This window comes from Microlunatus sp. YIM B11417, assembly GCF_059617205.1.
In genome coordinates, this window is the sequence record NZ_JCAMPJ010000002.1 from 158,009 (window position 1) to 181,676 (window position 23,668).

A 23,668-nucleotide genomic window follows, 5' to 3' on the forward strand; every position below is an offset into this window, starting at 1 on the left:
AACTCCCGCCCGACTACACCATCCACGGCAACAACGGCGAACGACAGACCCAGGCCGGAAACGCCGTACCCGTCAACGTCGCCCGCTGGATCGGCAACGGCATCAAACAAGCCCTGTGACGGGGGTTACTCGGGTCAACGAATCGGGTCAGCTTGCCTCTGCCGCACCGACCTGCAGCGGAGCCGGGCCGTGGCCCTTCCACGCCCACCGGAGCGTCGCAACGGCGCCCTCGACGATCAGCCGCCGTGGATTCTCAGAAGCCTGAGCCTGGATGGCACGTCGCTCGGCGGCCAGGTGCTCACGTTCTATCAGTTCCTCGTGCGCTCGCCGGGTCGTGTGCGTGACTGGCGCCATCGCCGGACCAGGCCGGCCGTTGAACTCGATGGTTGCGCAAGCGATCCACCGACACGTCAGGCAAACACCGGCGGCAAACTTGTCCGTCTTGCCGAGGCGCTCAGCCGCCCGCCACACGTCGGCGAACTCGGCGCGCGAGACTCGGAGATTCCCGCTGGGAATCCCGTCGATGTTCGCGATGCTCACCTCCACGACTCAACGATCGCACGCAGGCCTGACAATTCCTATGGCTCGAGCTATCCAGCCGTCCTCCGGGAGTAGGTCCGCCTGTGAGGCGAGTCGCCCGGACGGCGGCTCGACTGTGTTCACTCCAGTCCCGAAGCACCTCGGGTACACACAAGATCATCGGACTGCTGGGGCTGAGCCTGGGTCGTCGAAGGTCGGTCGCGTACGAGCGTGTGCGCCACGGATGTCGGACAGTTTGTCGGACACGGCCCCGGTGAACAAACACGTCTGCGAGTCCATCGACTCCTGGGGCGACGAATTCCACCGTTTGTCCCGGCCTGCCGCGCCCGGTGTCCTACGATGTGCGATAAGTATCGGGGAGGCAGAGAATGAACTACGATGAACTGAAGCAGCAGTTTGAATCCCATCCCGGTTACATCGCGAATAGCCGGTGGCGCGTCCTTGAGACTGCCCACAGAATGCACCTCACGAATAGAGACGTTCTACTCCGCCACTTGGAGAACTGCCGGGACAATATGGAGCAGTTCCTTCAAATGAATTCGGAGGGTCCAAACGGTGACTTTTGGATCACAATCTGTACGATGTTGCACAACTACGTAGCATCAGCTGCAACCTTGATCGATTACACTCGCAATCTCGTTAGGCATTACAGTGGCACCTTCGTCTCAGAGTATGAGGTACGACGCGCCGCCCTGGCTGGGCTCCCTGTAAGTGCGTTTACGAAGAGTCTTCGAAACCTCATGCTCCATGCCGCGACACCCCCGATTGGTTACACACTACACTTTGAGAATCCCAAGGATGGACCGCAGGCTCAGAGGTGCTTTGTTTCTATTGAGCCGACGATGCTGCTTTCAGCGTATAGCGATTGGAGTTCGGGGGCTAAAAAGTATCTTAATGAGAAGGCTGCGCGTTTCCCGCTATCAGAGGTAGTGGAAGAATACGGCGAGGCGACCGATTCTCTCTCTATGCCTGGATGTTCGAACAGTTCGGACGAATTCACGACGCGGATATTACTGATGTGAATGCACTGATCAGGCGGTCCCATTCAGTTTAGGAGTGGGGTATGCGATGTCAACGGGTGCGGCCGGCAGCGAAGCGAGGGCAAGCGCAGCCTTGATCCAGTAGAGATCAACTCGGAGGGCTGCCCGTATGGCTAACCGCTGTAGCTGTACTTGCCAGCCATCGTTAGTCCGGCGCTTGTCAATCAGGAGCGCAGGGGCAGGCGGGCCCCCGTCGGAGAGCGGACCGCGCCAGAATTGGCGGATGTCAGAGCGTTCACGGGCCCAAGTGCTCGGCGTCGCGTTGGCAATTGGGTCTAGGAGGTCGACGGGCACCCATTCGATCACTACGTTCGCGGTCGCCCGTTGGACGGCGACGAGGGCCAGCCCTTCGTTGGGTTCGGCGCCGAGCTGTTGGTGCCAGGCGATGAAAACGCCGGGTGAGGGGTAGCTGTAGCGGCCGTGGGAATGGACCCAGACGTGCCGCACAGTGGGCACGACCAGACCGTGGGGCATGACCGCATCTTCGCAGCGGCTACTGTCAACGGCGAGGCATGAATGGGTGGAGGCTGCGGTCGCGCGGGTGGAAGAAGGCGAGCCGTGAGGGTGACCGCGCGTATTTGCCGAATGGATCCGGACAGCCAGATGCCGGTCGAGCCCGCCGAGACCGACGAGGTTGTAGGCGTGGCCGAGATCTACGCAGAAGCCAAGGACCGGACTAGTCGGTCTCGAGCCAGGTCGGTGGCGTCCCGGCGGTAACCGCGCGGCCGGTGACTTGGTCGAGGGTGACCGCGATGAAGAGGTTCCTGGTACCTGGCGCCCAGGGCACGGGGTCCTTGGCGCGCCAGACCTGGATCAGGTCGCCAGCAGCGGTCATGCCCCGCGCCCGCCCATGCACCACGACGCTCCACCCGGTCCGGGCAGCCGAGTCGAATGCATCGACTTCGAACACGGCCGGCTGTGGCTCATGCAATCTGGCCAGGGGCCCATACGGGGATGTGCGGAACACAATGGCCCGGTCATGCAGCGCGTACGTGACTGGGAGCAGTTGGAGGCCTTCGTCGTCGGTCCAGCCGACTCGACCAATGACCTGAGAGCGGAGCAAGGCCAGGCACTCGCTGGTCGAGATCGACCGGAAACTTCCCTCCCTGGCCATTACGTCGCCTCCTGGATCTGCTCTCTCCTCCATGCCCGGTAGCCTCGCCGAGGAATGGACGATCGGACAGGGCCTTAGGTCCTGGCACCGGTGGGACGAGCGTGAGGTTGGAGCCAGGTCAAGAGCCTCCACGACCCTGTCTCGGTTCAGCTGCACAGACCGGTCAGGACACCTTCGCAGGCTACGGCGTGGCCGGCCGCGTCGCGGTCTCTCGCCCCATGATCGTGTCGGCGCTGTGCCCTTCGGATTCAGACCCCGCCTACGACGCGGCAGCTGAGCCTGTCGATCACGATTGCGATGAACAGGTTGCGGGCGCCGGGCGCCCACGGCGTGGGATCGTCCGAACTCCACAGTTCCGTGAGATCGGCTGCGTCGGCGACAGCGCGGGTGTGTCCTTGCGCAACGACACTCCAGCCGGAGCGGCTGTCGACGTCGAACCGGTCGACCTCAAAGGCAACGGTGTACGGTTCGCGCAGCTCCGAGAGCAGTCCGTACGGCGCCGTCCGGAAGACGATGCCTTGGTCTCGGACGGCGTAGGTGACGGGCAGGACTTGGATCCCGTGGCCATTGGCCCAAGCCACGCGGCCGATCAGTTGGGTGTGGAGGAGCTCCAGGCACCTGTCTGGCGGGAGCACGGTGAAGTTTCGGCCAGCCACTGGTACCTCCTCATCGTTGTTTGCTGCGTCTCCAGCCTCGCCCGCACCGAGATCCGTTGCATGGGGCGAAGGTCCTTACGGTCGGGGTCATTCGTCGTTGAGGCGCTGCCTTCTGGGGGCCGGGCCGACCGCTGGTTAGGTGGGTCGAATTCGCGGTCAGGGTCGTTCGAGGGTGGCGACCAGGATTGCCTTGATCGCGTGCATTCGGTTCTCGGCCTGGTCGAAGACGATCGAGTACGGCGACTCGAACACCTCGTCGGTCACTTCCAGTTCAGCCCGCCCGGTCGCTTGGAAGACGCGCTCCCCGACGACCGTGTCCCGGCCGTGGAATGCGGGCAGGCAGTGCATGAACTTGGTGTCGTCGCGTTCGGTCAACTCGATGAGTTGCCGGTTGACCTGGTAGTCGGCGAGCAGCCTGATGCGTTCGTTCCAGGTCTCATCGGGCTCGCCCATGGACACCCAGACATCGGTGTGGACGAACTCCGCTCCGAGCAGTCCGTTTACCGGGTCGTCGGTGCAGGTGATCTCGGCACCGGTCTCGTCGGCAATTCTCAGCGCCGCGGCAACAACGTCCGGCGGCGCGGCCAGTGGTTCGGGAGTGACCATCCGGACATCCATGCCCGCCATGGCCCCGGCGATGAGCAGGGATCGTGCGACGTTGTTCCGTCCGTCTCCGACGTAGCCGAAGGTGATCGGCTGCGCCGGCTGCGAGGCGCTCTCGATCATGGTGTAGATGTCGCAGAGCGATTGGGTCGGGTGCCAGGCGTCGCTGAGTCCGTTCCAGACAGGCACCTGGCTGTACCGGGCAAGTTCCTCGACATCGGCTTGTGCGAAGCCCCGGTACTCGATGCCGTCGTAGAACCGGCTCAGGACTCGAGCCGTGTCCTTGAGTGACTCCTTGTGACCGAGCTGGGAGCCGGTTGGATCGAGGTACGTGACGTGGGCCCCCTGGTCGTAGGCGGCGACCTCAAAGGCGCAGCGAGTACGGGTTGAAGTCTTGGCGAAGACGAGCGCGATGGTCCGGCCGGAGAGCCGCTGGATCTCGCGGCCGGCTCGTTTCTGGGACTTGAGTAGCCGCGTCAGGTCGAGCAGATCTCGCCATCGCGCTGGTGACAGGTCCAGCTCCTTGGTGAGGTCCCGGCCGAACAGCGAGGCCGGCTCTCCCCGGCCGGGTCGATTCAGGTCAGGCATCATCGTCGGCTCCTTCGCCCAGAGCCTGCACCGGGGCCGAGTCTCTGGTGATCTTCAGACGTGTCGAGGTGGGGCTTCTCGGACACGGGAATGGTGATCCTCGGGATTCCTGCCGTGTACCGCGCGCTTGCATGCAGTTGATCGAGGTTCCTCGGCAGGTCAATGCTGCGGGTGAACGTCCCGTAGCGGAACTCCGACCAGGAGGCGTCGGCATTCCTGATCTTGCGCTCAGCCGTGATCACCAGAGTGTCGTCGAGCCAGTCGAGGACGTCGAACCTCCGGCGGTGTTGCTCGCCACGATGGTCCAGGGACATGATCAACTCCTGCTCTCGAGAGAACCGGCTTCCAGTACAGGCCAATGGGAGTGCGGTGACCAGGGTCTGCCGACCCGGGCGGAAGTCAACCGGCGACAGGTCTATGGTCCCGAGGTCGGATGAGCTTCAAGCCCTGCCACGTCAATGGTCGGAACGGTGGACTTCGGGATGAGCCACCACCCCTCATGCCAGGAGCGACCATGATCACTCAACCGGACGTCGAGACGGTCGAGGATGCCGGCAGGTTTCTGCTGAGCGTCGCCGAGTGCACCGCCTTGATCCGGGCCCATCGGCTCGGACGGTTGGTGTGGGCCGAGGACGCGGGCCCGGAGGTCCGGCCCGTCGGTTATCGCTCGAGACTCGACGGTGCCGAACTCATGATCGGCAGTGGGAGTCTGATCGGTCGCCTGAGGGCGGGGCAGCGGGTGGCTCTGCAGATCGATGATCTCGATCTGGAGACGGCTGTCGGGTGGTCGGTGACCGCTTATGGCCGGGTCTTGCGCGGTACGGCCGGGGCGCACTGGCGATTGCGGTCGATCACCGGAGCGGGTCCTACTGGGCGGACGTGGGGTAGGTCCGGGGGCCCTGAACCGGAATCGCCGGGGTGGGATTCCGCAGATCGACCGGGTCGCAGGCGATCTCCAGGCCGATCAGGTCGTCGACGTGCGGGACCTTTGGCTCTGGGCGGCTCGGACCGCGGCGCGCAGTCTGGGGCAGGACAACAGCCCGATGACGAGAGGAGACAGAAATGGGCAAAGGCCAGGAAGTGACGGAGCGGCGGTGCGAAACGGCCTGGCGCCGTGCACTGATCGGATCGGCGATCGGGATCCTGTTGCTGGCCGGCTGTGCGGCCGGCCCAATGTCATGGCTGGCCAAGGCCCGGACCCGGCTGGCTTCTGGCTCGGCTTGTGGCACGGACTGATCAGTCCGGTCACGTTCTTGATCTCGTTGTTCCGAACGGATGTGAACATCTACGAGGTTGTCAACAACGGGAACTGGTATGACTTCGGGTTCATCCTCGGCGTCTTCCTGATCTTCTCCGGCCCGGCCGGCGGTGGGTTGGTCCGGAGCAGGCGCGAGTGACAGCGACGCGCAGCCGGCCCGATTCGCACCTCGTGCCTGGAGGAAGCCCAGCACGCCGGACAGCAGCAGAATGGTCAAGATGATCAAGGTGTCGATCTAGTGGCCGAGGACGCCGGACAGAACGGTCGCGGTGATCAGGATGATCTCGACCGGGCCGAGGAACTGGGTTGCGAGCAGCCGCCAGGACGAACGCCGTTCGGGGTAGTCGAGGCGGTTCGCTCCGGTCCGGCTCAGCACCCTCGCGGCGCGATCCGCCGACAGTCCGTTAATTGTCGTGTCAAGGTCTGCGACCAGGTCCTCCGCAGGCACCGACCAGAACCCGGGTTGATCCGGCTGCCTGCCGCGGCCAGCGGCCGCGCGGACGGTGGGTGATCATGACCTGAGGTCATGGCGCGACCTGACCTGCTCGAAACCTTCCGGCACGGCTCAGCTCCGGACTAGGGGCTTCGCCCCGGAGACCGCGCGCGGTGACCTCTCGTCCCGGGTCCCATCGAACAGGGAACCGAGCCGGAGGCGGAGCGAGCCGGGCCGAACCACGAAGACCGGCCGGTCGACCTGCTGCATGATCGACTCGGTGGTCGATCCGATCATGGTCGGCAGGCCGTAACGAGGGCTGCCGCCGATCACGAGCAGGTCGGCGTCGCGCGCCGCGTGGCTGAGGATGACAGCGGGGTCGCCTTGGATGACGGCAGACTCCACCACTGCGTCTGGGTACTTGCGCAGCGGTCCGGCGAGCTCGGCCTCGAGCCGGATCCTGGTGACCGTTTCCTGGCGATGGGTCTCGTCCAGGATCGACCGCCCCTTGCGTGTCGGCGGACGCTCGATCGCTCGGATCACTCGGACGGTGCAGCGCTGCCGCACGGCGAACTCGAGGGCGGCGTCCAGGACGCGCTGGGCGGTCTGGGCGTCCTTCGCCCCAACCACGACGTGGCCGGTGCGGCGGCGGCCGAGCCGCCAGTTGCCGGGCACGACCACCACCTTGCCCACCCCACGAGACAAGACGCCCAAGAGGGTCGAGCCCAGCATCGGCTGAGGGCGGCGATGGCCAAGGACCAGTAGCCGGCCACGGTTCGCCTCGTCGATCAGGACCGTTGTGCGGGAGCCGCGACGAAGGCGCCAGACCGTCGACGGCGGTTCCGGGATCCGCGACTCGGCGAGTCGTTGGTAGACGGCGGATTGGACGGCGCCGGGTTCCGGGCCCCGGACTCCCGGCACGTGCACCATTCGCAGCGGGCAGCGGTTGACGGCCGCGTAGGCAGCAGCCCACTCGAGAGCGGTGAGCGACCCCTCCGTGCCGTCGACCCCGACGACGACTGGCCGGTTGACCAGGAACCTTGGCATGATTTCTCCTTGAAGATCAGGACGCCAGGGTCGCGGCGCCTACCGCGGCCGGCGTCCGAGGTAGCGCGGGCACGGCGAGCACTGGGCACGCCGCATGGCTGAGGCAGTAGTGGCTGACCGAGCCGTCGAGCACTCGGGCGAGGCCGTGCAGCTGCCGGGTGCCGATGACGAGCAGAGCTGCGCCGTGCGCGGCCTTGACCAGCTCGGGCCCGACCGCTCCCTCGGCGAACTCGAGCGAAGCGGACGGCCTGCCCTCGGTGACGTTGTCGAAGAGCTGCGTGATCCGCTCCCGATGCGTCGCCGGGTCGTCGCCGAACTCCGAGATGGGCACCCAGCCCATCGAGGCCGGATACCACCCAGGCGGAACATCGAGTTCCGGCATGAGTACGTGGACGGCCCGCAGCCGGGCGCTGGTGCGGGTGGCCCAGTCGACCGCCCAACCGAGCGCTGTCCGGGCCGACGCCGAGTCGTCGATGCCGACGACCACAGTCGGTTCCTCCATGGCATTTCCTTTCGGTACGGGGATTCCGGACTCCCAGTCTCGAATCGTGACCAGCCTCGCGGCGACGGGCTTAGGTCCGGCGAGGCCGGGACCATCGTCATCGGCCTGCAGGCGATTCAGCCCTGCCGCCGATCTTTCGAAGGCAGTGGACTAACGACAACAGGACACGATGATCTTCGAAGGGATCGAACCGATGCAGGCCTTGCCCACAAGCCGCCTCAGCCCGAGGCTCGCTACTGGAGGACTCCGATGACCCGGGTCTTGATCACGTACGCGACACGGATGGGGTCCACGGCCGAGATCGCTCGCGCGATCGGTGATCAACTGAGCCGCCGCGGCGCTGACGCGATCGTGCTACCGACCGACCGGGTACCCAGCCTGGCCGGCTTTGACGCGGTCGTGGTCGGCAGTGCGATCTATCTGCGCCGTTGGCTGCCCGAAGCGGTGCGCTGGCTCAAGGCCAACGCGCCGGAGCTCGCGGAGCGTCCGACCTGGCTCTTCCAGAGCGGCCCGTGCGGCGCGGACTCTCCGGACCCCGATCGGGTACCGCGCGCGGTCGGACGTCTGGCCTTCGGGATCGGTGCCGAACCGCCGGTCACGTTCGGCGGCCGGCTGGATCGCACACTGGCCCGATCCCCATTACAGCGCTGGGTCGCCGACGGACCGCTGGCCGGTGACTACCGCGATTGGGAAGCGATCGCCCGCTGGGGCGACGAGATCGCCGACCGGCTCAGCACCACCCACCACCACAACACCACACGTAGGAGTTGAATCTCATGACCAGCACGCTTCACCGCCAGACGGCCGCCGAACACCGAGTCGATCATGGACCGGTGCGCACGTTCACCGATCAGGTCCGCGGCCCGATCCTCGCGATCACCCGGATCGCCACCGGCCTGATTTTCCTCTGGGCCTTCGTCGACAAGACCTTCGGCCTCGGCTTCGCGACTCCGGCGGAGCGGGCCTGGATCCGTGGCGGGTCGCCGACCGCCGGATTCCTTGGCGGAGTCGACGTCGGGCCGTTCCAGTCCGCCTTCCGTGCCCTGGCCGGCAATCCCTTCCTCGACTGGTTGTTCATGCTCGGGCTGCTCGGCATCGGCGTCGCTGTGATCTTGGGCGCCGGTCTGCGCATCTCGGCCATCGCCGGATCGATCATGATGATCTTGATGTGGGCCGCGGAATGGCCGCCGGCACTCGTGAACGCCGCCGGGGAGGCCACACGCAGCACGAACCCGATCGTCGACTACCACGTCATCTACGGCCTCGTCCTGCTCACCCTCGCCGTCACCGGAGCGGGCCGCTACTGGGGCATCGGCCGCTGGTGGGAACGCGTGGTCGACCGGCACCGCTGGCTGGTCTAGTCATGCTCCGGCTGCACGTCAGGGACGTCATGACCACCGACGTCGCCACGGTCACGACGACGACGCCGTTCAAGGAGGTCGTCGAGGAACTGGGCGCCCACCGGGACGCGTTGCCCGTGCTCGACGCCGACCACAGCCTGGTCGGGATCGTGTCGGAGACCGATCTGCTACCGAAGCAGGGGTATCCGCACCGGCGTCGGTGGTCGCTACTGCCGCAGCGGCGGCGGATGTTGGACAAGGCACACGGCGTCACCGCCGGCGACCTGATGACATCGCCGGCGATCACGATCGAGAGTTCCGCAACCCTGGCCGCCGCTGCGCGGCTGATGATCCGGCACCGGGTCAAGCAACTGCCGGTGCTCGGGGCAAGTGGGTCGGTGGTCGGCCTGGTCAGTCGGGCGAATCTGCTGACCGCCTTCCTGCGCGACGACAGCGACATCCGAACCGAGGTGCTGGAACAAGTCTTCGGCCCGGGTGTCCTCGCTGCGCCGGACTCGATGACTGTCCGGGTGCACGAGGGCGTCGTCCAGCTCAAGGGCCGGCTGGAACATCGCAGCGCAGTCGAATCCGCAGTCGAGTTGATCAGCGATCTCGACGGCGTGGTTGAGGTCGTCAACCAGCTCGAGTACGCCCACGACGACACCGTCCGCTCCACGTCGCGGGTCCCGTCGGAGTCGCCGCCGGACCCGGCAGCGCCCTGATCTTGGAGGAACGATGGAACGACTGGTGATCGGGTTCAACGACTTGGCCCGTACCGACACTCAGGTGGCCGGCGGCAAGGGGGCGAACCTCGGCGAGCTGACCAGGGCCGGACTCCCGGTTCCGCCGGGCTTCGTCGTCACCGCACAGGCGTACCTCGCGTCCATGGAGCAGGGCGGCGCACGGGAGAAAATCGTCGCTCTGCTCTCCGAGGCGGAGCACCTGATCGATCATGAACGACAACTCGCTCTCGCCTGTGAGCAACTTCAGGCCCTGGTCCGCTCGGCCGGGGTGGCGGTCGAAGTCCGGCAGGCGATCACGTCGGCCTGCCAGACTTTCGATCCCGAGGTCCGGCTCGCGGTCCGTTCGTCCGCCACGTCGGAGGACACCGCGGGGACCTCCTTCGCCGGAATGAATGCGACGTTGACCAACGTCGCCCAGACTCGTGTGATCGACGCGGTCCTGGCCTGCTGGGCCTCGCTGTTCACCCCTCGAGTGCTGGTCTACCGGACCAGCCAGGGCATCGACGAGGAGCCGGCGATCGCGGTCGTGATCCAGCGCATGATCGACTCGGAACGGTCCGGCGTCGCGTTCAGCGTGGATCCGTCCACCGGCCGCCGTGATCGCATGGTCATCGAGGCCGCGCTGGGCCTGGGCGAAGTCGTGGTCAGCGGCGCCGTCGAACCGGACACCTATCTGCTTGCCAAGGACGGGCCGCACCTGGTCGAGGTCCGGGTGGGCCATCAGAGTCACAAGATCGTCCGCGGACCGACCGGCTCCGATCTCAAGATCGATCTGGACCGGCAGACCGGCAGCGAACGCGTCCTCACCGACGACGAGGCGATCGGGCTGGCCCGGCTCGCGCTCCGGGTCGAACAGCACTACGGGACACCGCAGGACCTCGAGTGGGCGATCGCCGGCGGCGAGACCTGGCTGGTGCAGTCGCGGCCGATCACCGCCCTCGACCACCCGCCTGCCGAACTCGGCGAGGTTCTGGTCACGGGGCTGGCGGCGTCACCGGGCACCGCCTCCGGGCGGGTCCGGGTGCTCACCGCGCCGAGTCAGGGTGACCGGTTCGCCGACGGCGAGGTCCTGGTCGCCCCGATGACCAACCCCGACTGGCTGCCGACGATGCGCCGGGCGGCGGGACTGGTCACCGACGGCGGCGGGCTCACCTGCCATGCCGCGATCGTCGCCCGGGAACTCCGGGTGCCGTGTGTGGTCGGCACCAGGAACGCGACCGCGGTCCTGCGTGACGGGGAACTGGTGACCGTGGACGGCGCCCGCGGCAGAATCCTGTCCGGAGCCGAGCCCGTCGTCCATCTGTCCGAACGACCGGTGCGGCCGGTTCCCGAGCCGACGGGCGCTGAATCGCTGGCGACCAGGGTCTACGTAAATCTCGCCATCCCCGAACACGCGGACGAGGTGGCGGCGCTGCCGGTCGACGGGGTCGGCCTGCTGCGCGCGGAGTTCATGCTGACCGAGGCCCTGAACGGCACACACCCGCGTCGGCTGCTGGCACGTGGCGAGGCCGAGGACTTCGCGGGCGCGATGACGGCGTCCCTGCTCAAGATCGCCACCGCGTTCGCCCCCCGGCCGGTGATCTACCGCGCTACCGACTTCCGCAGCAACGAGTTCCGCGGGCTGTTGGGCGGCGACGAGTTCGAGCCGGTCGAGGCCAACCCCATGATCGGCTACCGCGGCTGCTTCCGGTACGTGCACGAACCGGATCTGTTCCGCAGTGAGCTCGAGGTGCTCGCCCGAGTCCGCGAACAGGCGCCCAACCTGCACCTGATGATCCCGTTCGTCCGGACGGGCTGGGAGCTCGACGCCTGTCTCGAGTTCGTCCATGCGAGCCCGCTCGGTCGGCAGCGCGGGTTCCACTGCTGGGTGATGGCCGAGGTGCCGTCCGCGGCGCACTGGATCCCGACCTACGCCGGGGCCGGCATCGACGGCGTCTCGATCGGGAGCAATGATCTGACCCAGCTCATGCTCGGCGTCGACCGCGACTCCGAGGTCTGCGCCGAGCTCTTCGACGAGAGCGATCCCGCCGTGCTCGACATGATCGGGCAGATCATCCGAGCCTGCGGACGGGCCGGCATCACGTCGTCCCTGTGCGGCCAGGCGCCGTCGAACCGGCCGGAGTTCGCTGAACACTTGGTCCGGTTGGGGATCACGTCGATCTCGGTGAATCCGGACGTCGTCGGTTCGGCTCGCGTCATGATCGGCTCGGCCGAGCGGCGCCTGTTGTTGGAGAACCACCGGCCGTTCGAGGGAAAGGCACGATCATGATCACCGCCACCGGGCCCGACGAGGAGACCGTTCGTACCGCGTTGTCGTTGGCGACCCGGGCCCCGTCGATCCACAACTCGCAGCCCTGGCGATGGTTGCTCGGGGATCGGACCGTTCAGCTGTATGCCGATCCGGACCGGGCCCTTCCGGTCACCGACCCCGATCGCCGTGATCTTGTGGTGAGCTGTGGCGCGGTCCTGCACCACGCCCGGGTCGCCTTCGCCGCCGTGGGCTGGTCGACGATCGTGCACCGGCTCCCTAATCCGCAGAACCCGATGCAGCTGGCCACCCTCGAGTTCGCCGCGCACAACCCCACGGCGGAGGACGTCGTGGGGGCGCGGACGATCGCCGGCCGTCGCACCGACCGGCGGCGGTTCAGCTCCTGGCCGGTGCCGGGGGAGTTGCTGCAGACCCTCGGAGACCGCGCGGTACGGCAGGGAGCGATCCTGACGCCGGTCACCGAAGTGGAGCACCGGCAACTTCTGGAGGCGGCCATCGTCGAGGCCAACCGGCGCCAGCGGAGCGACCCCGAGTACGCCGCCGAGATCGCCTTCTGGTCAGGGCGCGGATCGACCGATCGGGACGGCGTCCCGGCCGCCAACGCACCGCAGGCGGCAACCGTCCACGGCGGTACCGAACTGCGGACCTTCCCCTACGGACGCCTCGCCGAGCCCGTCGGCGACGACCCGGACGCCGGTGAACTTGCCGTCGTCGGTACGTCCTCGGACGACTGGGAGTCCTGGCTCCGTGCCGGCGAAGGCCTGAGCGCCGTGCTGCTCGCCGCGACCGAACTGGGCCTCGCCAGCTGCGTGCTGAGCCCGGCCCTCGAGGTCGGCGAGACCAGGATTCTGGTGCGGGACAGGGTCCTGGACGGGGTGGCCGAGCCCCAGTCGGTGGTGCGGATCGGCTGGGCTCCGATCAGCAGCGAGCCGCTGCCCGTGACACCGCGCCGGCCCCTGACGGAGGTACTGGGACGGGTGCCGGACGGGACCGCCTGATCAGTGCGCGACGGTCGGCCCGGGGCGGCACCTGTCGCCCCGGGCCGATTGCTGTCAGCCTTCGATCACGTCGTCGCCGAACAGCACCACCTTGAGCGCGTCGGAGTCGGCGGGCCGGGCGAAGATGTCGTACGCATCGTCGAACTCGTCCAGGCCGAACCGGTGGGTCACCAGCCCCGGCATCGCGAGCCGGCCAGCGGCCAGCATCCGGAGCAGGTCCGGCGTGGTGACCGTGTCGACCAACCCGGTGGTGATGGTCAGGTCCCGGATCCAGCCGGTCTCCAGGTGGAGTGTGGCCGGGCGACCGTGCACGCCGACGTTCGCGACATGCCCACCCGGCCGGACCAGTTCGACGCACTGCTCGAAGGTCTCCGGAAGGCCGACCGCCTCGATCGTGACGTCGGCACCGAGCCCGTCGGTGAGCTCGGCGACGCGGCGGGCCACCGGTTCGGCGGCGGGGTCGATCATCACGTCGGCGCCCAGCCGGGCGGCGGCCGCGCGGCGGGCCGGAGCAGGGTCGACGACGATGATCCGGGCCGGGCTGAACAGCCGAGCTGTGGTGACTGCCGCGAGCCCGATCGGACCCGCGCCGATCACCGCGACGGTGTCGCCGGGCCGGACCTTGCCGTTGAGCACGCCGACCTCGTACGCCGTGGGCAGGATGTCGGCCAGCATGACCGCGTCCTCGATCGCGACGCCGGCGGGCAGCCGATGGGTCGAGGTGTCCGCGAACGGGACCCGGACCAACTCGGCCTGGGTTCCGTCGATCACGTGACCGAGGATCCAACCGCCACCGCCGAGGCACTGGCCGTAGCGGGCCTCCCGGCAGAACCGGCACCGGCCGCAGGCCGAGATGCAGGACACGATGACCTGGTCTCCGACGGCGACGTTGCGGACCTCGGGCCCGACCTCCTGCACGGTCCCGACCGCTTCGTGGCCGAGGATCCGGCCGGGTTCTACATCAGCGACGTCGCCCTTGAGGATGTGCAGGTCGGTGCCGCAGATGGTGACGCAGTCGATCCGGATAATGGCATCGCCAGGATCCTTGATCACCGGATCGGGCACGGTGTGCCAGGACCGACGGCCCGGGCCGAGATAACTGAGTGCTTTCATGACGCCTCCTGAGGTTGGGTGAGGGGATCCGGTGCCAGGACCACGCCCGGGGCGGCGACTGAGATCGTCGTCCCGGCGGTCCCGGCGAGCATGCGGTCGATCTCGGTGACGTGCCCGATCACGGCATCGCGTCCGGGAGCTGCGAACGCCACCGCGGCCTGGATCTTGGGTCGCATCGACCCGGCCGCGAAGTCGAGTCCGGCCAGCACGGCGGGGCCGGCACGGGTGATCAGGCGGGCCGTGGCGGTACCCCAGCCGTCGATCACGCCCGGTACGTCGGTGGCGATGATCAACCGGTCGGCGCCGAGGGCCCGGGCCAGCATCGCGCTGGTCAGGTCCTTGTCGATCACCGCCTCCACTCCGGCCATGGATCCGGATGCCGGGTCGCGGACGACGGGGATCCCGCCGCCGCCGGCGCAGATCACGATCCCGTCCCGGTCCAAGATCCAGCGGATCGGTTCGAGCTCCAGCACCGCGCGCGGGGCCGGCGACGGCACGACGCGCCGGAACCCGGCGCCGTCGGGTCGTACCGCCCAGCCGTGCGCCGCGGCCAGCCGGGCCGCCTCGGCTGCCGGGTAGACCGGACCGACCGGTTTCGAGGGGTCGGCAAAGGCCGGATCGTCGTGGTCGACGAGGGTCCGCGTGATCACGGTCACCACAGTCCGCCGGTGACGCAGGTGATTACCCAATTCCTGGCCGATCAGATAGCCGATCATCCCCTCGGTCTGGGCCCCCAGGACGTCGAACGGGTAGCGGCTCGCCGGGTCGTATGCGTCGGCCTGCAACGCGAGCAGTCCGACCTGCGGGCCGTTGCCGTGGGTGATGATCACGTCGTGATCGCGCGCGATCACGGCGAGCGGGCCGCAGGCGGTGGCGATCGTCGCACGCTGGTTCGCCACGGTCATCGGCTGGCCACGGCGCAAGATGGCGTTGCCGCCGAGCGCGACCAGGATCCTCATCGCGGACCGGTCCCGATCGTGACGGCGGGCTGGCAGGTGATCATGGTGCCGTCGTCCCTGACTCGTCGGCGGCGTCGCGCACGATCGGGCAGGTCATGCAGCGTGGCCCGCCGCGGCCGCGGCCGAGTTCGTTGCCGGCCACGGGGACAACCGTGATGCCGTTGCCCTGCAGGTAACGGTTGGTGTGCGTGTTGCGCTCGTAGCCGAGGACCACGCCCGGTTCGACCGCCAGGAAGTTGTTGCCGTCGTTCCACTGTTCGCGAGCGGCGGCGCCCGGTGTCGCCGGAGCCCGCAGAACGCGGACCTTGTCCAGTTCCAGCGCGTTGGCGATGGTACGGAACAGATCATCGTTCTCGGCGACCTGGTACTCGCCGTCTGGCCCAGCCGGGCGCAGCGCGAAGGTCCGCATCGTGTCGGGCAGGAAGGGATAGACCACGAACGCGTCGCGGTCGACCATGGTCATGGCCGTGTCCAGGTGCATGAAGGCCCGGACCTTCGGGATCTCCGCGACGATGATCAAGTCGGTGAGGTGATGCCGGAACAGGCTTCGGGCCAGCTCCTCGATGCCCTGCGGTGTGGTGCGCTCACCCATTCCGATCATCACGGTGCGGTGGCCGAGGACGAGGATATCGCCGCCCTCGACCGTGGCCGGCTCGTGCGGCTCCGCATCGTTGCCGTAGAGGAATGTGATCGGTGCGATCCGGAACCGGGGATGGAAGTTGTAGATCAACTGCAGGTTGATCGTCTCGCGCATCCGAGCCGGCTTCGCCATCGGGCTGAGGCACAGGCCGCGGTAGATCCAGGACGAGCTGTCCCGGGGGAACAGGTGGTTCGGCAGCGGCGGTAGCAGGAAGTCCTCCGGCCTGAGGTACTCCAGCAGCAGACTGGATGCTCCGCTGAGCCGGTCGGCGACATCGCACTTCAGCAGGCCGCCGACGAGCACGGACGCGAGTTGCGGTGCCGAGGTCTCCGTGATCAGCCCGTCCAGCGGGGCGTCGAGAGCTGGTCCGAACCGGGTGGCCGTGGATAGCCGGTCCTGGAGGAACTGTCGCGCCCCGACCTGGTCCAGCGACTCCTCCAACAGGGTGCCGAGGTGGTGCACACAGACGCCGTGCGCGGTCAGCTGGGCGACGAATTGATCATGCTCCTGCTGGGCCCGCTCCGGCCAGAGCACGTCGTCGAACAGCAGGGTCGCCACGTTGTCCGGGGTCAGCCGGGCCAACTCCAGTCCGGGCCGGTGCACGATCACCTCGCGCAGCGGTCCGACCTCGGAATCGACGTGGAACATGATCATCCCTTTCGGTCGGCGGGCTCGACGGCGTCGGCGGGCACCTCCGGCGGTGGGGTCATCCGGCGGCGTTCGGACAGGTAGACCGGGACGCCGAACAGGAAAGCCGCCGCCGTCAGCAGGAAGGGACCCCAGGTCACGTACCAGGTGTTGCCGCTGTTGCGCGAGTACCAGACGAACAGCACAGCAAAGACGAGCGACAGCACGGCCACCGTCAGGTCGAGGACCAGGCGCCCGGTGCGGACCCTGGACCGGTCCCGGACCCTCCAGGTCAGCTGGGCGGCCGCCGAGAAGCCGTACGGGATGGCGGCGGTGATGCCGGTCATCAGGACCAGGGTGGTGAACACGTCCGAACCGGCCGCGCCCCAGAAGCTGATCAAGGCGGCGACCGAGGCGAGCGCGGTCGAGCTGACGATGCCGAACGCGGGCACCCGACGCCGCGAGCGGCGGCCGAAGGCCCGCGGGAACAGGCCGTCGTCCGCTGCGGCCAACGGCATCTCGGCGCAGATCATGGTCCAACCGTTGAGCGCGCCGATGCCGGAGATGATCACGATCACCGCGACGACCGCGCCGGCCCAGCCGCCACCGCCCAGGATCGCGTCGGCCGCCGCCGCGAAGGAGGCGCGGTTCTCGTCGGCCGCCAGCGGCCCGCTCGCCAAGATGCCGAAGACGGCCACCAGCGAGAGCAGGTAGACCACCGCGCTGGCCAACGTGCCGAGCAGGGTCGCCCGCGGGACGTTGCGCCGAGAGTCCCGGACCTTGGCCGAGGCCACGGCGGCGGTCTCGACCCCGAGATAGGTGAAGAGACAGATGGCCATGGCACCACCGATCGCCGACCAGTCGCTCTGGCCCGAGACGTTCCACGGGACGAAGTTCTCCGGTCGGATGAAGAAGAGTCCGACGGTTCCCATCAGGACCAGGGGAACGAACTTCGTGATCGTGGTGAGCACCTGGAACCAACCCACGTTGCGCAGGCCGGACAAGTTGATCAAGGCCGGGATCCACAGCGCGGCAAGGGTCAGGACGATCGTCATGATCAGGTTCGGGCCCGGGTTGAGGAACAGCTCCGCGTAGTAGACCCAGCCCACCGCGATGGCGGCATTCCCGGCCCAGGCTGTGATCCAGTACGACCAGGCGTTGGCGAACCCGACCCCGTTGCCGAAGGCGATGCGTGCGTACGCGTACGGGCCGCCCGCGGCCGGGACCCGGTGCGACAGTGCCGCGTACAGCAGGGCCAGGGCGATCGCGCCGACCGTCGTCAAGATCATCGCGACCAGGCTGATCGGGCCGAACCCAGCCAGCGAGTAGGGCAGGCTGAAGATTCCGACGCCGACGATGCTGCCGGCGATCAGGGCCGTCGCCTGTGGCAGGCCTATCCGGTGTTCCGCTGAGGCCGGGCTGTCGATCGTTCGCGCCCGGGGCGCGGTGTCCTGAGTCATGCGGTGCTCCTGATCAGTTGTCCTGGTGGTGCCAGATCCGGCCGTCCGACCAGCGGAGCAGTGGATCCTGGGCACGGCTCTCGGCGACGAGGCGGGCGCCCCACTGCGCGGCGTGCTGCAGTTCGCCGCGGTACAGCGGCCCGTCCGACCGGCTGAGCAGAAAAGTTCGCGGCGCCAACTGTGGATTGGCGTGCTGGCGGCCAACCTCGCGAAGGGCCTGCACCGCCGCTGATCCGCGGGGCAGCGGTGCCCCGGTCGGGACGAGATGGAAGGCGGTCACAGCGGTGTGTTCGGAGAAGGCCGGCTCCTCGGCCAGCCATTCCCGGACGCCGAAGTCGGTCGGGCCGACGCGTCCGGCGCTGGCGAGCGCCTCGGCGCGGGTGGCCGGGTTCGGCATCCGGCCGCGGTGCGTCGGCGCGCCGAGCACGACCAGGTCGTAGCCGACCGCCGAAACGTCCGGATGAAATCGAACGAGCGCCACCCGCGCCTTGGGGAGCATCTCGGCGGCGATCGTCTGGGCGACTCGCCGGACCCTGCCGAGGTGGGATTCGTACAGTACGAGCACGTCCACGGGTCCGTTCCTCACTGCTGGCAGCTGCCGAGCGCTACTGCGCTCATGATCATCACCGTGCCGCCGCGGCCTACGGCACGGCCAGGGACCAAGGCCACAGAGCGACAGGTCGGTCGCCCCGGTCCGGACGGGCCCTTCGAGGCAGGGTTCGGGTACGGGCCGCGGGTGGACGTACGGCTCGTGCCCGCAGGACCTTCGGCTCTGCTCGTGGCAAGATCAGCGATCTTGACTGAAGTCGTGCGACCATCGTCCTCACCCGTCGCGCCGGGTCTGACCGATCCGGCGGCTGGCCTCGATCGCGGTGCCGCTGCGGCCCGGCTCCGGCAGCACGGCCCGAACGTGCTACCGCAGCCGCCGACGCCGACGTTGCTCCGACGGGCCCTGCGCCAATTGATCGATCCGATGTCCCTGTTGTTGATTTTCGCCGGCGTGACCAGCCTGGCCGTGCTTCATGACCTGCCCGAGGGTCTGGCGATCCTGTTGATCTTGCTCGTGAATGTCGCCGTCGGGGCCGGGCAGGAGGGGCGCGCGGATCGAGCGGTCAGGGCGCTGAGACAGCTGACTGCGCCGACGGCCAAGGTCCGCCGGGAAGGACGCTTGGAGCAGGTGCCCGCCAGCGACGTCGTGCCCGGCGACGTGATCGAATTGGCGGCCGGCGACCGGGTCCCGGCCGACGCAATCCTGGTAACCGCCGCAAGCCTCGGTGTCGAGGAATCCGCTCTCACCGGAGAGTCGGCCACGGCCGACAAGGAAGCGCCGGGCCGGACCGGGACCGATGTCCCCGTCGGCGACCGGACGGGGGAAGTGTTCGCCGGAACGCTGGTCGTACGCGGCTCCGGGACGGCTGTGGTCACCCGGACCGGCGGGGACAGCGAGGTGGGCCGGATCGCCGCAACCCTGCAGGCCCGGCCCAAGGCACCGCTCGAACGAGAACTCGCGCGCGTCTCGGTGCGCCTCGGCCTGGTCGCGGTCGGCGCCGGAATGATCATGGTCCTGGTCGGGTCGACCCGGATCAGCCGGGGCGAGGTGAGCCTGCTCGACGTTCTGCTCGCCGGGACGGCCCTCGCTATCGCCGCCGTCCCGGAGAGCCTGATCGCGGCGGTCACGTCGGCGCTCGCGGTCGGCGCCCAGCAGATGGCACGGCTGGGCGTGATCGTCCGGAAGCTGCCGGCGATCGAGTCACTCGGAGCCACGACCGTGATCGCTACCGACAAGACCGGCACCCTGACCACGGGACGGCTCGCGGTCGTGGACGCGGTGGTCCTGCCCGGCGCCGATCTGTGGTCGGCCGCCCTGCGCTGCAACGACGCGGCGGACGGAGTCGGCGACGCCGTCGACATCGCCCTGCGGGCGCACGCCGAATCGCTCGGCTATGTCCTGGAGTCGCGGCCGAGGCTGGCCACCCAGCCGTTCGACGCCGCGACGCGGTCGATGGCGGTCGTTCACCGGGGACCGTTGCTGACCGTGAAGGGGGCGCCCGAGGCGATCTTGGACCGCTGCCGCGACGAGCCGGAGACCGAGCGGCTCGCGGGCGAGGTCTCCCGGCTCACGGCTGCGGGGTTGCGGGTGCTGGCCTTCGCCTCGGCGCCGACCGACCGGCTCGACGCCCGGCAGTTACGGCCACTCGGGCTGGTCGCGATGAGTGATCAACTGCGTCCGTCCGCCGCCGCAGCGGTCGCCGACTGCCGTGCCGCTGGCACCCGCGTGATCATGGTCACCGGTGATCACGCGGACACCGCACGTGCGGTGGCTCGTGAGGTCGGGATCGACACCCGGGTGGTCGTCACCGGGTCGGAGCTCGGGCCGGACCGGGCCGCGGCGCTACGCCGGGCGGACGTGGTGGCCAGGGTGGATCCGGAGACGAAGCTGGATCTCGTCGGCGCCCTGCGGCGGGCTGGCGAGGTCGTCGCGATGACCGGGGACGGTGTGAACGACGCACCGGCCCTGCGCCAGGCGGACGTCGGCATCGCGCTGGCCGGCGATGCAGGCACCGACGTGGCTCGGGAAGCCGCCGCGGTCGTCGTCACCAACGGCGAGCTGGGCACGATCGTCAGCGGGATCCGGGCCGGCCGGCGGCTCTACCACAACGTCACCTCCATGGTCGGGTATCTGCTGGCCGGCAACTTCTCCGAGGTCGGGCTGGTGCTCGTCGGCCTGTTGCTGTGGCCCGATCTGGGCTTGCCCCTGCTGCCGATCCACCTGCTCTGGATCAACCTGGTGACCGACGGGATCCCGGCGCTTGCCCTCGGCGTGGACCAGCCGCCCGGCGATCCGCTGCGCGATCGTCCACGCCGGCCCGGCAGCCGGCTGCTGAACGCACGTCTGTTGATCACCCTGATGGCGCGCGGCCTGATCGCCGCCGCGCTGGTGGTGGCGAGCGGCGAGATCGCCCGTCGGCTCGGCTGGTCCGATGATCAAGTACGGACGCAGGTGGTGCTCACTCTGGTCTGCGCGCACCTCTCGATGGCCTACGTGGCCAGGGCGCGCCGGTGGACCTTTGAACGCGGCTGGTGGCGCGGCCGGGCACTGCGCCGGGCTGTGCTCGCGTCGTTCCTGCTCCAGGCCGCCCTGTTGATGCTTCCGGGTGCCGGGGCATGGTTGTCGCTGAGCCCATTGCCGCTGGCCGGCTGGGCGATGGGTGTCGCCGCCGCGCTGCTGACTCCCCTCCTGTGCGACGCTCTGCGTACCGTGATGCGGCCACAGGCGGCCCACGACAGGCCGGTCGTCCGATGAACCGGGCCTTTCGACTCTGCGGTAGTCATGGGACGCCGGGCAGGCTCGATCTCATGAATCAGGGGCAGGGCCGTCTGGAGGTGCTGAGCGAGGGCGAATGCCGATGGCTGCTCGCCAGTACCGACGTCGGCAGAGTTGTCTACTCGGATGGCGCCCTGCCGGCGATCGCCGTCGTGAACTACGTCGTCCATGGCGACACGATCGTGATCAGGAGCTTGGCCGGCGCCAAGTTGTCGGCAGCGCGCCGGCGGGATGTCGTCGCTTTCGAGGCGGACGTCATTGATCCGCACGACGGCACCGGGTGGTCGGTCGTCGTCGTGGGCGAAGCGCGCCTCGTCCGGGACCGGGTCGAGGCCGAACTACTCACGGCACTGTCGCTGCGCAGCCGGGTAGCGGAGCCGGAACCGGTCGCGTTCCTCCGGATCACGATCTCGATGATCTCCGGTCGTCGGGTCGTCGTTGACCCCGTAGACAGCCGGGCAGCGGTGGCCGAGGACCAGAATTAGCGCTGCCGGGATGCCCTGCCTGATCTGCTCGATCTTTCCGGCCGCGGGGTGGTCCGGGTCGATCAAGGCGCGTTTGTAGCGGTTGACCGCGTCCGCTCGTGGTCGACGATGCAGTCGGATCGCTGCGGTTGCGATCGCGGCGTCGAAGGCTGACGATGGTTTCTTCCCGCTCGTGCGCCCAGCGGCCTACAGGCGGGCATGGCCAGAGCGGAGGCAGATGGTGTCAGACTCGGATCGCCGCCACTTTCTGCCTGGACTGCGGCTGGACGAGTTGTTGGAGGAGTTGCAGGGCCGGCTGAGCGAGGCGATGTCGGAGCGGGAGAGTCTGCACGCGTTGCTCGATGCGGTGGTCACGATCGGGTCCAATCTGGACTTGGAGACCGTACTGCTACGGATCATCGAAGCGGCCAAGACGGTGGCCGAGTGTCGGTACGGCGCATTGGGTGTGATCGGCGAGAACGGCCAGTTGACCGAGTTCATTCCGGTCGGCATGACCGAGGCCGAGGTGGAGGGGATCGCGGAGTGGCCGCACGGGCGCGGCCTGCTCGGCTTGCTGATCAAGCATCCGCAAACCCTTCGCCTGCCCGAGATCTCCGCGCACCCGGAGTCGTACGGGTTCCCGCCGGGTCATCCGCCGATGCATCGCTTCCTCGGCGTCCCGCTGATGGTGCGGGACGAGGTCTTCGGCAACCTTTACCTGACCGAGAAGTTGCAGGGTCGCGAGTTCGACGAGCAGGACGAGGTCATCGTGAAGGCGTTGGCCACCGCCGCCGGGGTCGCGATCGAGAATGCCCGGCTCTACCAGGTCACCAAGGCCAGGGAGGTCTGGCTGGACGCGATCTCGGAGGTGACCAGGATCCTGCTGTCCGGCGCGGACCGAAGGGACGCGCTGGCGATCGTCGCGGCCCGGGCCCGGGAGATGGCCGACGCCGCGGTCAGTGTGATCGCGTTCGCCGACGGTGATCGGTTGCGGGTCGAGGTTGCCGACGGCGATGCCGACCTGGCCGGGTTCGAGGTCTCACTCGACGAGTCGGTATCCGGCCGGGTGGCGACCGCGACGGAACCGGTGCTGATCGACGACGTCCGGGCGAGCGGTGTTCCGGCGCCGCTGCTGGACCGGCTTCCGGGGCCGGCGCTGCTGCTTCCGATCTCCGGGGCCCGGCCCGGGTTGCTGGTGGTATCGCGGCGCCGGGCTGGGGTTCCGTTCGCGGTCCAGACGATGCGGATCCTGGAGTCCTTCAGCCAGCAGGTTGGTGTGGTGATGGAGTTGGCCGATGCTCGCCACCAGGCCGAGCGGTACGGTCTGGTCGAGGACCGGGAAAGAATTGCTCGCGATCTGCACGACCTGGTGGTCCAGCGCCTGTACGGGATCGGGATGCATCTGGAGGGCGCGGCTAACCTGATCACCAATCCGCTGGTCGAGCAGCGGGTCCAGTCGGCCGTGGACGGTCTCGACGACACTATCCGGCAGGTCCGCTCGACGATCTTCGGCCTGCAGGTCGCAGCTGGCCCGCGCGGCCGCCAGGGCCTGCGGCGGCAGATCACCCAGATCGTCGACCAGACGAGCGAACTGCTCGGCTTCGCCCCCGGGGTCCGGATGGCGGGGCTGCTCGACACCGATGTCTCCGATGCCGTAGCCGCGGACCTGGTGGCAGTGCTGGAAGAGTGTCTGTCGAACGTCGTCCGGCACGCCAAGGCCAGTCAGGTCGAGATCACGGTCGAGCTGTCTCCCGACGGCGAGCTCCAGGCTCGTGTTTCGGACAATGGTGTCGGTCCCGGTACGGCGGAGCGTCGCAGCGGGCTGCGGAATCTCGAAGAGCGGGCCCAGCGGCACGGCGGCACGTTCTGGGTCGAACCGGGAGACGACGACGGCACCACCGCCGTCTGGGCCGTCCCAGTCGCGATCGACTGAGCCCCCGCGATCGCCT

Annotated in this window: 23 protein-coding genes and 1 pseudogene; 11 read left to right on the forward strand and 13 right to left on the reverse strand. The window is 68.3% G+C overall.

The window, feature by feature from the left end; genetic code table 11:
• Positions 1-14 precede the first annotated feature (14 nt).
• Positions 15-119 (forward strand): annotated as a pseudogene (locus AC6CCG_RS10875) (hypothetical protein); the annotation flags it as partial.
• A gap of 28 nt (positions 120-147) precedes the next feature.
• Here the strand turns inward: AC6CCG_RS10875 and AC6CCG_RS10880 are convergent.
• The 5 genes from AC6CCG_RS10880 to AC6CCG_RS10900 form a co-directional block, all read right to left on the reverse strand.
• Positions 148-540 carry a hypothetical protein gene (locus tag AC6CCG_RS10880; RefSeq protein ID WP_496654554.1) on the reverse strand — a complete coding sequence of 131 codons (393 nt, stop codon included), beginning with the start codon at positions 538-540 and terminating at the stop codon, positions 148-150.
• 1,716 nt (positions 541-2,256) lie between these two features.
• The gene (locus tag AC6CCG_RS10885) at positions 2,257-2,694 is read right to left on the reverse strand and encodes a pyridoxamine 5'-phosphate oxidase family protein (protein ID WP_496654555.1); all 438 of its coding nucleotides are present in this window, start codon (positions 2,692-2,694) and stop codon (positions 2,257-2,259) included.
• 248 nt (positions 2,695-2,942) lie between these two features.
• Positions 2,943-3,350: a pyridoxamine 5'-phosphate oxidase family protein gene (locus tag AC6CCG_RS10890; protein WP_496654556.1), complete on the reverse strand. Its 408-nt coding sequence runs from the start codon at positions 3,348-3,350 to the stop codon at positions 2,943-2,945.
• A 156-nt stretch (positions 3,351-3,506) separates the two neighbouring features.
• Positions 3,507-4,544, reverse strand: a complete 1,038-nt coding sequence (gene argF / locus AC6CCG_RS10895) for an ornithine carbamoyltransferase (protein ID WP_496654557.1) — start codon at positions 4,542-4,544, stop codon at positions 3,507-3,509.
• Positions 4,541-4,855, reverse strand: a complete 315-nt coding sequence (locus AC6CCG_RS10900) for an Hsp20/alpha crystallin family protein (RefSeq protein ID WP_496654558.1) — start codon at positions 4,853-4,855, stop codon at positions 4,541-4,543. The genes argF and AC6CCG_RS10900 overlap by 4 nt, the downstream gene beginning before the upstream one ends.
• A gap of 200 nt (positions 4,856-5,055) precedes the next feature.
• Here AC6CCG_RS10900 and AC6CCG_RS10905 point away from each other — a divergent pair, with 200 nt between their 5' ends.
• On the forward strand, positions 5,056-5,625 hold the full coding sequence (locus tag AC6CCG_RS10905) for a pyridoxamine 5'-phosphate oxidase family protein (RefSeq protein ID WP_496654559.1): 570 nt from the start codon (positions 5,056-5,058) through the stop codon (positions 5,623-5,625).
• A gap of 10 nt (positions 5,626-5,635) precedes the next feature.
• Positions 5,636-5,938, forward strand: a complete 303-nt coding sequence (locus tag AC6CCG_RS10910) for a hypothetical protein (protein WP_496654560.1) — start codon at positions 5,636-5,638, stop codon at positions 5,936-5,938.
• 96 nt (positions 5,939-6,034) lie between these two features.
• On the opposite strand, the gene AC6CCG_RS10915 is transcribed toward AC6CCG_RS10910, so the two are convergent.
• The 3 genes from AC6CCG_RS10915 to AC6CCG_RS10925 form a co-directional block, all read right to left on the reverse strand.
• Positions 6,035-6,247, reverse strand: coding sequence for a cation-transporting P-type ATPase (locus tag AC6CCG_RS10915; protein WP_496654561.1), 213 nt, complete (start codon positions 6,245-6,247; stop codon positions 6,035-6,037).
• 117 nt (positions 6,248-6,364) lie between these two features.
• Positions 6,365-7,279, reverse strand: a complete 915-nt coding sequence (locus AC6CCG_RS10920; protein ID WP_496654562.1) for a universal stress protein — start codon at positions 7,277-7,279, stop codon at positions 6,365-6,367.
• 16 nt (positions 7,280-7,295) lie between these two features.
• A complete protein-coding gene (locus AC6CCG_RS10925; protein WP_496654563.1) occupies positions 7,296-7,781 on the reverse strand; it encodes a universal stress protein in 486 nt (161 codons plus the stop codon).
• A 249-nt stretch (positions 7,782-8,030) separates the two neighbouring features.
• Between AC6CCG_RS10925 and AC6CCG_RS10930 the strand changes: the two genes are divergently transcribed.
• Genes AC6CCG_RS10930 through AC6CCG_RS10950 form a run of 5 tightly spaced genes read left to right on the forward strand, consistent with a single transcriptional unit; the run spans position 8,031 to position 13,131 of the window.
• On the forward strand, positions 8,031-8,552 hold the full coding sequence (locus tag AC6CCG_RS10930; protein ID WP_496654564.1) for a flavodoxin domain-containing protein: 522 nt from the start codon (positions 8,031-8,033) through the stop codon (positions 8,550-8,552).
• Positions 8,553-8,557: 5 nt separating this feature from the next.
• On the forward strand, positions 8,558-9,142 hold the full coding sequence (locus tag AC6CCG_RS10935; protein ID WP_496654565.1) for a DoxX family protein: 585 nt from the start codon (positions 8,558-8,560) through the stop codon (positions 9,140-9,142).
• Between the two features lie 29 nt (positions 9,143-9,171).
• Positions 9,172-9,843 carry a CBS domain-containing protein gene (locus AC6CCG_RS10940; protein ID WP_496654566.1) on the forward strand — a complete coding sequence of 224 codons (672 nt, stop codon included), beginning with the start codon at positions 9,172-9,174 and terminating at the stop codon, positions 9,841-9,843.
• Positions 9,844-9,856: 13 nt separating this feature from the next.
• The gene (ppsA, locus tag AC6CCG_RS10945; RefSeq protein ID WP_496654567.1) at positions 9,857-12,133 is read left to right on the forward strand and encodes a phosphoenolpyruvate synthase; all 2,277 of its coding nucleotides are present in this window, start codon (positions 9,857-9,859) and stop codon (positions 12,131-12,133) included.
• Positions 12,130-13,131 (forward strand): Acg family FMN-binding oxidoreductase, encoded by a 1,002-nt coding sequence (locus AC6CCG_RS10950; protein WP_496654568.1) that lies wholly within the window; start codon positions 12,130-12,132, stop codon positions 13,129-13,131. The genes ppsA and AC6CCG_RS10950 overlap by 4 nt, the downstream gene beginning before the upstream one ends.
• Before the next feature lie 54 nt (positions 13,132-13,185).
• Here the strand turns inward: AC6CCG_RS10950 and AC6CCG_RS10955 are convergent, their stop codons facing one another.
• The 5 genes from AC6CCG_RS10955 to AC6CCG_RS10975 are packed head-to-tail and all read right to left on the reverse strand — an operon-like array spanning position 13,186 to position 18,501.
• Positions 13,186-14,244 (reverse strand): alcohol dehydrogenase catalytic domain-containing protein, encoded by a 1,059-nt coding sequence (locus tag AC6CCG_RS10955; protein WP_496654569.1) that lies wholly within the window; start codon positions 14,242-14,244, stop codon positions 13,186-13,188.
• Positions 14,241-15,203, reverse strand: coding sequence for a carbamate kinase (locus tag AC6CCG_RS10960; RefSeq protein WP_496654570.1), 963 nt, complete (start codon positions 15,201-15,203; stop codon positions 14,241-14,243). The genes AC6CCG_RS10955 and AC6CCG_RS10960 overlap by 4 nt, the downstream gene beginning before the upstream one ends.
• A 40-nt stretch (positions 15,204-15,243) precedes the next feature.
• Positions 15,244-16,491 carry an arginine deiminase gene (locus tag AC6CCG_RS10965; RefSeq protein ID WP_496654571.1) on the reverse strand — a complete coding sequence of 416 codons (1,248 nt, stop codon included), beginning with the start codon at positions 16,489-16,491 and terminating at the stop codon, positions 15,244-15,246.
• A 2-nt stretch (positions 16,492-16,493) separates the two neighbouring features.
• Positions 16,494-17,930 (reverse strand): amino acid permease, encoded by a 1,437-nt coding sequence (locus tag AC6CCG_RS10970; protein ID WP_496654572.1) that lies wholly within the window; start codon positions 17,928-17,930, stop codon positions 16,494-16,496.
• A gap of 13 nt (positions 17,931-17,943) precedes the next feature.
• Positions 17,944-18,501, reverse strand: coding sequence for a flavodoxin family protein (locus tag AC6CCG_RS10975; RefSeq protein WP_496654573.1), 558 nt, complete (start codon positions 18,499-18,501; stop codon positions 17,944-17,946).
• A 237-nt stretch (positions 18,502-18,738) separates the two neighbouring features.
• On the opposite strand from AC6CCG_RS10975, the gene AC6CCG_RS10980 reads away from it, so the two are divergent.
• The 3 genes from AC6CCG_RS10980 (at position 18,739) to AC6CCG_RS10990 (ending at position 23,652) form a co-directional block, all read left to right on the forward strand.
• Positions 18,739-21,234, forward strand: coding sequence for a cation-translocating P-type ATPase (locus AC6CCG_RS10980; RefSeq protein ID WP_496654574.1), 2,496 nt, complete (start codon positions 18,739-18,741; stop codon positions 21,232-21,234).
• Between the two features lie 53 nt (positions 21,235-21,287).
• Positions 21,288-21,740, forward strand: a complete 453-nt coding sequence (locus AC6CCG_RS10985) for a pyridoxamine 5'-phosphate oxidase family protein (protein WP_496654575.1) — start codon at positions 21,288-21,290, stop codon at positions 21,738-21,740.
• A gap of 217 nt (positions 21,741-21,957) precedes the next feature.
• The gene (locus AC6CCG_RS10990) at positions 21,958-23,652 is read left to right on the forward strand and encodes a sensor histidine kinase (RefSeq protein ID WP_496654576.1); all 1,695 of its coding nucleotides are present in this window, start codon (positions 21,958-21,960) and stop codon (positions 23,650-23,652) included.
• The last annotated feature ends 16 nt before the right edge of the window (positions 23,653-23,668 follow it).

Excerpts from the sequence above, each read along its gene's own strand:
- AC6CCG_RS10885 (WP_496654555.1), bottom strand. The coding sequence starts at position 2,694 with ATGGCCAGGGAGGGAAGTTTCCGGTCGATCTCGACCAGCGAGTGCCTG.
- argF (WP_496654557.1), bottom strand. The coding sequence starts at position 4,544 with ATGATGCCTGACCTGAATCGACCCGGCCGGGGAGAGCCGGCCTCGCTG.
- AC6CCG_RS10900 (WP_496654558.1), bottom strand. The coding sequence starts at position 4,855 with ATGTCCCTGGACCATCGTGGCGAGCAACACCGCCGGAGGTTCGACGTC.
- AC6CCG_RS10905 (WP_496654559.1), top strand. The coding sequence starts at position 5,056 with ATGATCACTCAACCGGACGTCGAGACGGTCGAGGATGCCGGCAGGTTT.
- AC6CCG_RS10920 (WP_496654562.1), bottom strand. The coding sequence starts at position 7,279 with ATGCCAAGGTTCCTGGTCAACCGGCCAGTCGTCGTCGGGGTCGACGGC.
- AC6CCG_RS10925 (WP_496654563.1), bottom strand. The coding sequence starts at position 7,781 with ATGGAGGAACCGACTGTGGTCGTCGGCATCGACGACTCGGCGTCGGCC.
- AC6CCG_RS10930 (WP_496654564.1), top strand. The coding sequence starts at position 8,031 with ATGACCCGGGTCTTGATCACGTACGCGACACGGATGGGGTCCACGGCC.
- AC6CCG_RS10935 (WP_496654565.1), top strand. The coding sequence starts at position 8,558 with ATGACCAGCACGCTTCACCGCCAGACGGCCGCCGAACACCGAGTCGAT.
- AC6CCG_RS10940 (WP_496654566.1), top strand. The coding sequence starts at position 9,172 with ATGACCACCGACGTCGCCACGGTCACGACGACGACGCCGTTCAAGGAG.
- ppsA (WP_496654567.1), top strand. The coding sequence starts at position 9,857 with ATGGAACGACTGGTGATCGGGTTCAACGACTTGGCCCGTACCGACACT.
- AC6CCG_RS10950 (WP_496654568.1), top strand. The coding sequence starts at position 12,130 with ATGATCACCGCCACCGGGCCCGACGAGGAGACCGTTCGTACCGCGTTG.
- AC6CCG_RS10955 (WP_496654569.1), bottom strand. The coding sequence starts at position 14,244 with ATGAAAGCACTCAGTTATCTCGGCCCGGGCCGTCGGTCCTGGCACACC.
- AC6CCG_RS10960 (WP_496654570.1), bottom strand. The coding sequence starts at position 15,203 with ATGAGGATCCTGGTCGCGCTCGGCGGCAACGCCATCTTGCGCCGTGGC.
- AC6CCG_RS10965 (WP_496654571.1), bottom strand. The coding sequence starts at position 16,491 with ATGTTCCACGTCGATTCCGAGGTCGGACCGCTGCGCGAGGTGATCGTG.
- AC6CCG_RS10970 (WP_496654572.1), bottom strand. The coding sequence starts at position 17,930 with ATGACTCAGGACACCGCGCCCCGGGCGCGAACGATCGACAGCCCGGCC.
- AC6CCG_RS10985 (WP_496654575.1), top strand. The coding sequence starts at position 21,288 with ATGAATCAGGGGCAGGGCCGTCTGGAGGTGCTGAGCGAGGGCGAATGC.
- AC6CCG_RS10990 (WP_496654576.1), top strand. The coding sequence starts at position 21,958 with ATGGTGTCAGACTCGGATCGCCGCCACTTTCTGCCTGGACTGCGGCTG.